Consider the following 13,248-nt stretch of genomic DNA (forward strand, 5'->3'; position numbering starts at 1 on the left):
GCAACGAAAATAGTTTAGTCATCGGAGCTCATATTGACAATGATTTCTAGATGATTAACTTCACTGTAGCACAATATTTGTCAACTCAAAATAGAAAAAAATAAATTTATTTAAAAGTCTGTGAAGAAAATTAGTCCGCAAATCTATAATCACTCAAGAAGTAATTGTCAATTAAAATAGTGTGTGCAGAAATAAAAACAGAGGTAAATTTGTCTATTTTTTGACAAACTATCGTGTGTTTTAAAGAATATTGTATTAGAATAATAGTAGTATTGGAAGTACGTTAAGGAGAGAAAGAAATGGATTATATTCAAAGAGGGACTAAGGCCTTTAATAAAGCTAATTGGGCTTTATTTTTAGCCGGCTTTATTACCTTCGCCAACTTATATGTTTCACAGCCATTACTACCAACATTTGCGGAGGAATTTCATGTATCACCAGCAGTTGCGAGTTTATCGCTTTCTGTGACAACCTTTGCGCTTTCCATCAGTATGATTGTTGTTGGCTCATTATCAGAGGCATGGGGAAGGAAATCTTTGATGACGATTTCTATTTTTGCAGCATCTATCCTGACGCTTGCACTAGCCTTTTCGCCTAATTTTGAAACGATTTTAGTATTGCGTGTTATACAGGGCGTTGTCTTTGCAGGCTTGCCAGCAATTGCGATGGCTTATTTAGGAGAGGAAATGGATCCATCTAGTTTAGGTATTGCTATGGGCTTATACATAAGTGGTAACTCGGTAGGAGGGCTTAGTGGACGAGTGATCATAGGGACATTAACGGACCTTTACAATTGGCAGGTGGGGATGATTGTACTTGGTGTCATCAGTCTTATGATTAGCGTGTTATTTATCTGGATGCTTCCTAACTCCAAGCATTTTACAGCACGTCCATTGCAGATTAAATCATTAACGGCATCTCTTTTGCAGCATTTAAAGGACCCATCCATGCTTTGTCTTTTTGGTATTAGCTTTGTATTAATGGGAAGCTTTGTGACTCTTTATAATTACATTGGCTTTAAATTGATGGCGCCACCTTATAATTTAAGTGCTACGATTGTTGGCTGGATTTTTGTCATTTACTTAGTAGGGACATTTAGCTCTGCTTGGTTCGGTAGTCTAGCTGATCGATATGGCCGTCAAAAGATGTTGTTATTGTCTATTGCGATTATGTTTACAGGGGCGATTCTTACATTAAACGGGCTGCTTAGTTTGAAGATTTTAGGAATTACAATCTTTACATTTGGCTTCTTTGCGGCGCACTCGATTGCCAGTGGCTGGGTAAGTAAACGAGCCACTCATGATAAAGCACAGGCTTCTTCTCTCTATTTATTTTTCTATTATTTTGGTTCAAGTGTTGGAGGAACAGTAGGAGGGATCTTCTGGATGCATTACGGCTGGGGAGGGGTTATTGGTATGATTGCTGTATTTTTAGTCGTGGCAAGCTTACTATCATTTTTAACTTACTTCAGCAGGTGTCCAAACACCCGCTGAAATAAGTTAAAGCCTCCGGCGGATGTCACGGAAATCGGAAAAGGAGTTCTTAAAGGATGTTAGCCTAAAATCATCGCATCCATGCGATAACGGCTAACTGACCTGCATCATGCAGGCCTAAGCACAAAGCCGATTCCGGACGCAATTATGCCAAGGCATAATTGATTAAAGCGGATTATTGCTAAACAACAGCGCATTGCATTAGGGCACTAGGAATAGTAATTTTTTGTTTAGTTTATTTACTTTTCTTGTCCGCATCCATATATATAGCCATCTTCATTAATTATTATAAAAATGATTTGTCATAAACTATCTGATAATATAATGAGTAGACTGGTGATAAGAGGAGTTGAAAGAATATGTTCGCGCGTTATAAAGGATTTTCTATTGTCTTTGCTTTTCTGGCAGTAGCATTTGTTTTGACAGGTTGTGGAGCCGCTAAAGACAGTGGGCAATCGGAAGGAAATACGGCAAAGAAAACGGAAGAAAATGTGGATTATTCATCAAAAGTAAAGGAAAATCCAATTGTAACGATTACGATGAACAATGATGAAAAAATCGTAATCGAATTAGAGCCTTCTACAGCGCCGAATACGGTAGCTAATTTTATTTCCTTAGTTAAAAAAGGTTTTTATGATGGTCTTATTTTCCATCGAGTTGTCCCTGATTTTATGATTCAAGGTGGAGATCCTTCAGGTAATGGTACGGGTGGTCCAGACTATTCGATAGAAGGTGAGTTTTCATCAAATGGTTTTAAAAATGATTTAAAGCATGAACGTGGTGTCATTTCAATGGCTCGTTCGCAGGATCTGAATTCTGCGGGATCTCAATTTTTCATTATGGTAAAGGATACATCGCAGCTTGATGGCCAATATGCTGCCTTTGGAAAAGTGATTGAGGGGATGGAGACAGTAGATGCTATCGCTGCTGCTGAACGAGATGATGAAAAGCCATTAAAAGATCAGCAAATGAAAAAGGTAGAAGTAGATACAAAGGGCTTTGATTATCCAGCCCCAAAGGTACTAAAATAACAGTGTGATAATCTGAAATAGGCAATCTTAATGGAGCCTAACAAAGAAGCATGAGAGATCTTATGTTTTATCAAGACCAAAATTGAAAAAAGTTAAATAAATTAAATGACCAAACATATTTTATATGACTAATATGTTTGGTCCTTTTAGATAGGTTCTTATGCTTTTATTCTATACCCTATTTCATGTTTGCCACTAACATTTATCATAAGCAAACTTGTTAAATATTGGATGTTGAAAGTAGTTACCTTTACTTTATTGGGTGGGATAATAGGGGCTTTTTCTTTTGAAATAATATATGGTTCCCGTTCTATAGTAGAATATAATTTAAGTATTGTTAGTTCGATTATTATTTTTGGGATTGCAGGTTTACTCTATGCTTTGGTAGAAAATTCTGTGAAGAAAAATATTAAATTTGTTTAACTAATGAGGTGCTTTACTTGAAGAACATTGAGTTGCATATGCAGCTCTTTTTTCTTTATTAAACTCCCATGAAAGAACGTAATAATCTTTCATTTTCTGTGGTGAAGTGCTGATTTTTGCGCTTCATGGATGGATAACGGTGCAGGTTAGATCAATAAGGAATTCCATTTTTATAACGAATATAATATTAGTTTCGGTGAACCGTATCATAAGTAAGTGTGGTTCATAATTTCACAGAAATAAAAATTGTCGTATTAATTATATAAGATTTTCAATTATTAAAGAACGCGATAGGTTGTGTTCTTTTTTGTTAAGTGAATAAAAGAAGTTGCATCTGACGTAACGGTAGAATTTATACTGAAGAAAAGGGAGATGAAAATATGTATTCAATTGGTCAATTTGCGAAAAAGACGGGGCTAACGGTACGAGCGTTACGATTTTATAGTGAAAAGGGTTTGCTAGAACCATGTTTTATTTCAGATTCGGGACATCGTTATTACGATGACGATAGCATTGAAACAATTCAAAAAATAGTAACATTAAAATATTTAGATTACTCATTGGAGGAGATTGAAGATCTTTTACGGAATGGAGAACAGCAGCTAATAGATTCATTTAAGTTTCAAAAACTACAACTAGAGAAGAAGCGAAACCAAATTGATCGTGTTATTGCGAGCTTGGATCAGGCGATTGAAATAGGAAAACAAAGTGAAGTAATTGATACATCAATTTTTTTAACGGTGATTTTTAACTTACTAAAAGAAGATGAACAAAGGGACTATTGGCGAAGTATATTACCTGATGAGTTGGTAGAGCGCCTATTTGATTTTTCAGGAATGAATATTATTGAATTAAATCAAAAATACATAGATTTAGCAAATCAGTTGAAGCAGGCATACATTCAACCGACTCAAGACGAATATTTGAAATCGTTAATCGAGCAGTTATTCTCACTAATTCCACAAGATATAGTAGAAGAGTTAGTAGAAGTATTAAAGGAATATGAGGATATTCAACTAAATGAATGGTTATTTCCTACACCCTTTACAAAGGAAGAGGAAGAGTGGTTGATTTCGCAGGCTGACAGACTTGGGGTGTATGGAGGTTTGGATGATGAATAATTCTGTAAGAGGAATTTGGCAGCTTGTTAATAGTAATCGATTGTCGAAGCAACTCACGATAGGCACTCTTTTACTAAGTATCGTTGAAACACTTATCGGATTGGCTGTTCCCTTAGTTACGATGAGAATGATCAATGACTTTTCAACGATTGGCTTTTCATTGCAGGCGATATTATTAGTAGGTGCATTTCTAATTTCCCAAGCCGTACTGAGTGGAGTAACGTTTTATATGATGCGTAAACTTGGGGAAAGAATTGTGGCTAATTTGCGCAATACGGTATGGGCACATGTTTTACGGTTACGTATTCCTTACTTTGATGCACATGAATCTGGTGAAACAATGAGCAGAATTACACAAGATTCTAATGTTATTAAGGAGCTTATTACAGATCATTTGATTAGTTTTATTTCGGGTTTATTTGCTATTGTTGGTGCAGTAATAATATTAATTATCATTGATTGGAAAATGACACTACTGATGCTAATTGCGGTTCCAGTAGCAATTTTATTGACATTGCCTCTTGGACAACGTATTCATAAAATCGCGAAAGCAAATCAAGACGAACTTGCTAGTTTTACTGGACAGTTGGGACGTGTATTAACGAATATTCGACTCGTGAAAGTTTCGCAAACAGAAAATTTTGAGCAGCAAAATGGGGAAGAAAAAATTCATCATTTGTATCGATTTGGGTTAAAGGAAGCAAAAATTTTAGCGGTTTTATCACCGATTATGACGTTAATTATGATGGTCGTGCTCATATTATTATTTGGATATGGTGGCGCAAAAGTAGCAACTGGTGCGATTTCAGCAGGTGAACTTGTAGCGATTATGATTTACCTTGTGCAAATTATTATGCCATTTACGCAAATGGCAACATTTTTCACTGCACTTCAAAAAGCGATGGGGGCAACGGAACGATTACAAGAAATTTTGAACGAACCAATCGAAGGGCATGGGATGAATGCTATTTCTTCTCCCAATGAGTCGATTGCTTTTGAAAATGTTGCGTTTCAATACAATGATAACCCTATTTTAAAAGGTATTTCCTTTACGATTCCAGCAGGAAAAACAACCGCATTGGTTAGTGCCAGTGGGGGAGGAAAGACCACAATGTTTTCATTAATAGAACAATTTTATGATGTAACAGATGGTACTATTCGATTTGGAAAACAGCCTATTGAAAGCATCGATTTAAAGCAGTGGCGTAGTTTATTTGGGTATGTATCGCAAGAAGCACCACTCATGAATGGAACAATTCGAGATAATGTAACTTATGGCAAAAGTGACGTTTTAGAAGCAGATACTATAAGTGCATTAAAAAACGCTTATGCATGGGATTTTGTCCAACAATTTGAAAAAGGGTTAGATACAGAAGTAGGGGAGGGAGGAATTAAATTATCAGGTGGGCAAAGGCAGCGGATAGCGATAGCACGTGCATTATTCCGAAATCCAGCGATATTATTATTAGATGAAGCAACATCTAACCTTGATAATGACTCAGAGAGAGAAGTACAAAAGGCATTCGAGCATGTAATGAAAGAACGTACAACGGTTATTATTGCACATCGCTTATCGACAATTACACATGCGGATCAAATTCTAGTGTTTGAGGATGGTCTGATTACTGGTTCTGGAAAACATGAGGAACTTCAAGAAAACCATACTTACTATAAACAGCTAATTAAATTAATGACGACAGAAGCTATATAATGATTGATTATCGAGTTTGAATAAAGTAGTAAAGTTGTTACATAGTGAAGCAAATTGAATCGCACTTACTGTAATATTTACTCAAATATAGAATGAGTAGTAAAATAGCAATTAATATCAAAAAACAATATTATAAATCCTCTGAAATTAGGAAGTAAGGTGAGCAATATGTATAGCGAAGTAACTCAAGATGTAATTTGTTCTTTAGAAGAGTGTTTACTAGATGATTGGCAGTTAGATGATTATGCATCGCATATTGGCTATTCAAAATTTCATTTATCACGTATTTTCAAACAAGAAACTGGATTGACGATAAGTGAATATATTCGAAAACGAAGACTGGCAACAGCAGCAATGTATTTATTATATTCAGATGAATCGATACTTCAAATTGCGTTTGAGTTACGCTATCAATCACAAGAAGCATTCACACGTTCTTTTAAAGAGCTATATAAAATGCCACCTGGCAAATATCGCAAAATTATGCGAACACTTCAAGGGACGGAGGAAAAAGATATGAGTGATTTAACGACAATTAAAGGATGGATTTTAAGTGGTTCACACCCAACTTTTTATGAAATGAAAGCCGATGGACAAGTATTTCATACAGGCATGAAATCAGGTTTACTGTCTTCGAAAACAGATGTAGGTGAAGGTCAATTCGGGACAATGATGCAAAGCTTTTCAGCAGAATATTGGCTAGGAAAACGTATAAAACTGTCTTGTTTCTTAAAAACAGACGAAGTTGTAAAATGTGGAGTTTGGTGTCGAGTAGATAATAGTACAGGTGATGCGATTCAGTTTGATAACATGGATAATAGACCTATTCAGGGTACAACGGACTGGAACTTCTATTCGATTGTATTAGATGTACCAAAGGAAAGTGCTTCTATTCATTTCGGTGTTCTATTAACAGGAACAGGTAAAGTGTGGGCTGATGGATTTAAGTTTGAAGAAGTAGATTTATCTGTTACATCAACTAATATGCTTGGTCAAGAAGAAAATTTGCCATTAGAGCCGATTAATTTAGGGTTTGATGAAGGGTGATTATAATTATGTTTACTTAATTAAAATGACATATTTAATTTTTTTACTTAAAAGCTGTTTTCCTAAAGATTGTTGCTATAAAATGCTGTAGCGTGCGAGGACTTATGTTAAATATTAACTACCTATAATGAGGTATATTAAAAAACATTTAAAAGCACATACTTTTTATAGTAAACACTTTATAAGGTACATTTGAATGTGTTGTATTATTTCCGAAAAATATACATAAAAAGGGGACATAAGAGTGTCAAAAATTCCGATTACTTTAAAGTGGATGATTGCTATCGGTATTATTGGTATCGGTATTACTATTATCCTTACTTCATTTTACTTTTTACAAGACCACCAATATTATAGATGGATAAAATGGGCAGGTTTCATTTTGTTTTTTGCAGGGATTATATTAGCACCATTTGCTAAAGAATCTAATCAAAAAAATGTAAAAAACTAGATAAATTTATTAAATAGGCTGTCTATGGACAGTCTGGTTTTATCCCTGTCCAACGTTCCTTTTACTGCATATTTTCTATCAGATATTCATTCAACATAGCGACGAAACCACTGAAATCTGATTAAAGAGCATCTGAATAAAGGTGCTTTTTGTTTTTTCTTAAAACTTCAACTGTGAAATAGTGAGATTTTTGACAAGCTGAGATAAGCATTTGTTCTACCCTGATTTTTCAAATGCTAAGTTTTTTTATGTATCTCAAGCCAACGATACCAATAAAGGTAACTATCCAAATGAACTTTTGATAAACGGAAAAATTGAAGTGGTAGAAATTATTGATGATTTCTCATATTAAATTCTGGAAAGTCGTTAAAGGTATGAATGCAGTAATACGTTTAATATGAGATATATTTAACTTACGGGGTGCAATAGTTAAACAAGGTGTTGCAGGAGCAGCATCTTTTTTGTTGTGCTAAAGGTGCGGGTTAGTTGAAATAGCAATTTTTGCTTCTGTTTTCGAAAAGAGTAATTAGAAAAGCCAATGTTCACTGTGTATACTTGTGAATATAATAATAATATGGGATTAAAAGGAGGAGAGTTAATGGATTTATTTAATTTTGCGATAGCGTTCCAAATGCTGTTGTTTCTTTATTTTGAAGTAACAACCCTTGTTAATCTTTATCCGTGGAATGATTTATCAAAATACTCAACAAAGGAAAAAATCATTGAGGCAACTGTAAACGGAATTATTATCATTCTTTGTATAGGATTGTTTATTACACAGATAAAATGGTTAATGATTATTTCGGTGGTCTTTTGGTTTGTATTTTTATTTATGCAACTTCTAAATTGGTGGATGCCTTATCTTACTGGGAAGTATTTAAAGCAATTTCCAAAAACTCTATATGAAACTCATTTTAAAAATACACTTAAATTATTACCTCCAATAAAAGATCATATTATTCCAGACCTTCAACATAATGTTTTACAAATAATATCATTGATAACTTTCATTTTAAGTGCATTAGTCTTAATCACTTAACATAATCACTTAAACTTTGTAAATCGATAACATTGTGATATTTTACACTTAAAGTAACGGGTGCATTAATTGGTGCGACACGTTCCTGGCTCAAATGAATTGTGGTTAACACAATCTCGGTAAAGGTCAGGCAATTTATGTTTTTAATTGAAGGATATTATCAAGAAGTCGAATGATGAGGTAACGCTCAGAAAGGCTCCCCCTGCGTCGAATAGCACACTGTTTAGTAAGGAAAAGCGTGTTATAAGCTCGGTTAATAGGCGTAAGAATTTACCGTAACAGTTCGGCTGACGAAACCCTACCCGATGGGGTGGTGTAAATCATAATGCTTGGGTTGAATAGATATGGTGAGAATGTATGATAGACACATAAGGTTAGTGTACTACTGGCGAACTTCCGAATGTACGGGTCTAGACGCACATAATATAGAAATGTACTAACTACTATCATGTAGGGTTAGCTATGGATGAGTAAGAATCAACTATATGAAAGTCCATCTTGTGTTACAGGCACTTGCAACGCTAACAGGCTCATAGGAAGCACCTAAGTTTGTTCCATAATAGATAATATTCAACGTGGTAAGCTGATAACGTGGAGAGCTTACTCTTGATGAAGCGTTGAGAAGGAAAATAATCGTGAGATTAGCGAGTGTATAACTTCTCTTTATATCAGTGAAAGTGGTGGTATAGTACCGTTGAAGCGTGTAATGAACGTGGAGGGATTGCCACTAGATTAATGCAAGATTTATTCACCATGCAAGGCAGTTTTTCAACGATTAATAAGGTTCCTGCGAGACTAATAGAGGTTCAGCTCCAAAAGGAGCCACCGACTTGTTAAAACGAAAGAAATTGAGGCATAGCGAGTATTATGACATGCAGTATCATTTCGATACGTTATATGCTCAAAGTGCTAATGGTCAAAATTTTTATGATTTAGTAGAACTGATGCAATCGGATGAAAATATCCGACTTGCCTACCGTAACATTAAGAAAAATACAGGTAGTCAAACGGCTGGGATTGATGGACTTGCCATCAATGATGTAAAAAGTCTTTCCATTTCAGAAGTCATCGAGAATGTACAAAAAATGTTCTCATACTACCAACCGCAAGCTGTTCGACGTGTTTTGATTCCGAAGGCAAATGGAAAAACGCGTCCGTTAGGTATTCCAACGATTTGGGATAGGTTGTTCCAACAATGCATCTTGCAAGTGTTAGAACCAATATGTGAAGCGAGATTTTATAAGCATAGTTACGGATTCAGACCGAATCGTAGCACACATCATGCCAAAGCACGCTTTGAAACATTAATTAATCGAGGATGCTTTTATCATTGTGTAGATGTTGATATAAAAGGCTTTTTCGATAACGTGAACCATGCGAAACTGCTTAAACAATTGTGGGCAATAGGGATTCGGGATAAAGCTTTATTATCTATTATTTCTCGTTTATTAAAAGCAGAAATTGTTGGTGAGGGTTTACCGATAAAAGGTACACCACAAGGTGGGATTCTCTCTCCATTATTATCAAACATCGTATTAAACGAACTTGATTGGTGGGTTAGTCATCAGTGGGAAAACTTCCAGACGAAAAAAGTCTATAAAACACCACCAAACAAGATGCAAGCTTTAAAAAAGACCAACCTAAAACCTTGTTATATTGTCCGTTATGCGGATGATTTTAAAATTTTATGTCGAACTCGTTCACAGGCGATAAGAATGTATTATGCGGTAACTGATTTTCTGAGAAATCGCCTCTATTTAGAGGTTAGCGAAGAGAAATCAAAAGTAGTAAATTTAAAGAAAAACTCCTCAGAATTTTTGGGGTTCCGCATAAAAGCTCATCGAAAGAAAACAGCGAAACGTACGCTATATGTTGCACACTCTCACATGACGGAAAAAGCACTGAAAAACGCTCAACTAACGATTAAACAAGCTGTAAAAGCGATTCAGAAACATCAATCAGTAGAAAATGTATGGCGGTTTAATACGGTTGTAATGGGGATTCAAAATTATTACGCCGCAGCGTCACACGTCACAAAAGATTTAAATAAGCTGAACCACCGCACACATCGAACTATGCATAATCGACTGAAAGAAATGAGAAAAGAAGCAGCGTTCACAGACCTCACGAAATCGTTACAGAAACGGTATGAAGGATACGAATGTATGTTGTACAAGATTAAAGAAATGACGCTCGTTCCTATTCATGCCCAACGTTGCCGAGTTAATCTCAATTTCTCACAGGACATTTGTAATTATACTACCGAAGGTAGACACAAAATCCATCGCAATCAACGAGCGATTCCTAAAGAAATCCTCGCTTATGTGATGAAACAATTTATTCCACAACGCTCCATTGAATATAATGATAATCGCATTAGTCGGTTTATTGCTCAATATGGAAAATGTGCTGTAACTGGTGTTTCACTAGGTTTCAATGGTTGGCACTGTCACCATAAAACACCGTATTATTTAACACAGGATGATTCCTATGGCAATTTAATGATTATCCATGAATCAATCCACCGACTAATCCACTTAAAAGACCTCGAGAAAATACAAATGCTCCTCAAAGCATTGAAATTAGATGAAAAGCAACTACTGAAAGTAAATGAATTGCGTAAGAAATGTCTGAACGCCACAATCTGATTCTACATGACAACTTAGCCTACACATAAAAATTGAATAAATTGGATTAATGGGAACGCCGTATGCTGGGAAACTCGCACGTACGGTGTGAAGTGGGGGAAAAGCCGGAGATAACGTCAAAGGCTTACCTATCACTATAACAGAGAAACATTTATTATGGTGTTTCTCTGTTTTAAATAAACTAAAAGTACTTCTGATAAAATTCCTTCCTAAGCTTTCCACTTAGTTGTGCATTAATACGAGTAGTTTCATTTTTTTCATGCCTCATTAAACTTTGAATTACTTCAATGGGTGCGCCATTGTTTAATAGATGTGTAGCGTAACTATGTCTTAACTGATGGGGGTGTATATCTTTATTTATTCCAGCACGACTGGATATTCGTTTAATGATATACCTCACTTGTGCAATACTCATACGATGTGGATTTCTTTCAGTAACAAAAATTGCTGGATCTCTATCTTGACGACTTTCAATGTATCTTTTAAACCAAATATCACAACATAATATCCTCTAATTATTATAGTCTATTTAAAATGATGATCTTTCATGCTTCTTTGTATTTAACCCATAATATTGTAGCCTGCGTCGATGTAAATCGTTTCGCCTGTCACACCGCGTGATAAGTGAGAAAGCATCACGATTGTCATATCTGCCACTTCGTCTTGTTGAACATTACGTTTTAATGGAGCTGTTTCTTCGATCTTGTGTAAAATTGTATTGAAGGAAGGAACTCCTTTTGCAGCAAGTGTGCGAATCGCTCCAGCTGAAATAGCATTGACGCGAATATTATCTTTACCAATATCTGCAGCAAGATAGCGCATAGATGCCTCTAATGCAGCTTTCGCTACACCCATGACGTTGTAGCCATCAAGGACACGCTCTGCTCCTAAGTAACTCATTGTTACGATAGAACCGCCTTCAGTCATATAAGGATGTGCGGCTTTTGCTGCTGAAATAAGGGAATAGGCACTAGTATCTTGTGCAAATGCATAGCCATCACGAGTTGTATTTAAGAAGCGATTGTGTAAATCTTCTGCATTAGCAAAGGCTACTGAGTGCACGATACCATGGATAATGCCTACTTTTGTACCGATTTCATCGAAAGCTGCTTTTGTGCTTTCGTCGCTGTTGACGTCACATTGTACGATCAGTGAATCAGATTGCCCGATTTTCTCTAATTGCATTTGTAACTTTTTTAATGAACGTTCTTGGCGATATGTGAAAATAACATTTGCACCTACGTCAAATAAACGTTTTGCGATACCCCAAGCAATACTTCGATCGTTTGCCACGCCCATTACGACAATATTCTTATCTTTTAATTGTAATAAATTATCCATCATCTATAAGAACCCCTTTATGAAATAATATCTGTTATTAGTACCAACTACTAAAATCTTATCATACATAAAAAATGGTTGCAATAACAAGATGAAAAGAGTGTACAACTTTACTAGGAAAGGCACAAAAAAATTCATCTCCATTTAGTTAGAGACGAATCCAATAGATGGTATTTAAATTTTAGGTGACTCATACATATCTAATGCACTGTAAACTGCGCTGTGTACTGCAATCCTAAAACAGTTTTGTGTACGAATAGCCTGTGCAATTATTTTGATGGCTCTTGTTTGATCTTTGTGAAACGCTGTGTCGCTAGATAGAAGATCATCATTCAAATGAGCTAGAAAATAGGGTTGCTGAAACATTTGCTCTAAAAGGTCCGCCGTATCACTTTGAACAACTATGTTATAGGCCCAGAGGTCAATAGCTTTGCCAAGCTGGAAAGCGACAAAATAGAATAAATTATCATCATTTCTCTCGATAATTTTACGAATAATTTGAATTTTTTTGAGCTCTTCCATTAAAAAAATGTTAATTGAATAGTGCATTGCCTTTGAAGAATTTAAAAAAAGATTATTTTCCTGATGAGATTTTAAAAAGAACCAGCTATTTAAAATAATAGCCCAAGAATCTAATGCATTCATACACTTAGACTGAAAATCAGGAAAAATAGTTTGCCATTTTGCTGCAAGGTTTTTAAATTGATTAATATGGTCTTCATCAATATGGTATAAACTATGATCTGTTTCTAATTGATTAAACATTATCATTCCCCCAATAGATTTTATGTATATCCTGAGTAGGAAAATCAACTATACAATCAACTAAATCTCAGTGTTATGTTCCTTGGCCTTGGTGTTTGCAACGTGAGGATGAAAAATTAATTAAGAAGGCACCCAGTTAAGGATGCCTTTAGGGATATTAATGAAATATCAATTTCGC

10 protein-coding genes and 1 pseudogene are annotated in these 13,248 nt (G+C 35.4%); 8 read left to right on the top strand and 3 right to left on the bottom strand.

The window, feature by feature from the left end; all coding sequences use genetic code 11:
- Positions 1–299: 299 nt before the first annotated feature.
- From FJQ98_RS08230 to ltrA, 8 genes are all read left to right on the top strand, one after another.
- Positions 300–1,493, top strand: a complete 1,194-nt coding sequence (locus FJQ98_RS08230; RefSeq protein WP_053595097.1) for an MFS transporter — start codon at positions 300–302, stop codon at positions 1,491–1,493.
- 359 nt (positions 1,494–1,852) lie between these two features.
- Positions 1,853–2,524 (top strand): peptidylprolyl isomerase, encoded by a 672-nt coding sequence (locus tag FJQ98_RS08235; RefSeq protein ID WP_053595098.1) that lies wholly within the window; start codon positions 1,853–1,855, stop codon positions 2,522–2,524.
- Positions 2,525–3,327: 803 nt separating this feature from the next.
- Positions 3,328–4,068: a MerR family transcriptional regulator gene (locus FJQ98_RS08240; protein ID WP_053595099.1), complete on the top strand. Its 741-nt coding sequence runs from the start codon at positions 3,328–3,330 to the stop codon at positions 4,066–4,068.
- A complete protein-coding gene (locus FJQ98_RS08245) occupies positions 4,061–5,779 on the top strand; it encodes an ABC transporter ATP-binding protein (RefSeq protein WP_053595100.1) in 1,719 nt (572 codons plus the stop codon). Before FJQ98_RS08240 ends, FJQ98_RS08245 begins: the two co-directional genes overlap by 8 nt.
- Positions 5,780–5,947: 168 nt before the next feature.
- On the top strand, positions 5,948–6,826 hold the full coding sequence (locus FJQ98_RS08250) for a helix-turn-helix transcriptional regulator (protein WP_053595101.1): 879 nt from the start codon (positions 5,948–5,950) through the stop codon (positions 6,824–6,826).
- A 244-nt stretch (positions 6,827–7,070) separates the two neighbouring features.
- Complete coding sequence (locus tag FJQ98_RS08255) at positions 7,071–7,277, top strand: hypothetical protein (protein WP_053595102.1); 207 nt, start codon at positions 7,071–7,073, stop codon at positions 7,275–7,277.
- Positions 7,278–7,875: 598 nt separating this feature from the next.
- The gene (locus FJQ98_RS08260; RefSeq protein WP_053595103.1) at positions 7,876–8,316 is read left to right on the top strand and encodes a hypothetical protein; all 441 of its coding nucleotides are present in this window, start codon (positions 7,876–7,878) and stop codon (positions 8,314–8,316) included.
- An 872-nt stretch (positions 8,317–9,188) separates the two neighbouring features.
- Entirely contained in the window at positions 9,189–10,964 is a 1,776-nt protein-coding gene (gene ltrA, locus FJQ98_RS08265) for a group II intron reverse transcriptase/maturase (protein ID WP_053595115.1), read from the top strand.
- 181 nt (positions 10,965–11,145) lie between these two features.
- Here the strand turns inward: ltrA and FJQ98_RS08270 are convergent.
- The 3 genes and pseudogenes from FJQ98_RS08270 to FJQ98_RS08280 all read right to left on the bottom strand — a co-directional run.
- Positions 11,146–11,463 (bottom strand): annotated as a pseudogene (locus FJQ98_RS08270) (tyrosine-type recombinase/integrase); the annotation flags it as partial.
- A gap of 62 nt (positions 11,464–11,525) precedes the next feature.
- Positions 11,526–12,308 (bottom strand): enoyl-ACP reductase FabI, encoded by a 783-nt coding sequence (locus FJQ98_RS08275; protein WP_082340108.1) that lies wholly within the window; start codon positions 12,306–12,308, stop codon positions 11,526–11,528.
- Between the two features lie 171 nt (positions 12,309–12,479).
- Positions 12,480–13,070: a hypothetical protein gene (locus FJQ98_RS08280; protein ID WP_053595105.1), complete on the bottom strand. Its 591-nt coding sequence runs from the start codon at positions 13,068–13,070 to the stop codon at positions 12,480–12,482.
- Positions 13,071–13,248 lie beyond the last annotated feature (178 nt).

Source organism: Lysinibacillus agricola (assembly GCF_016638705.1).
GTDB classification, from domain to species: Bacteria; Bacillota; Bacilli; order Bacillales_A; family Planococcaceae; genus Lysinibacillus; species Lysinibacillus agricola.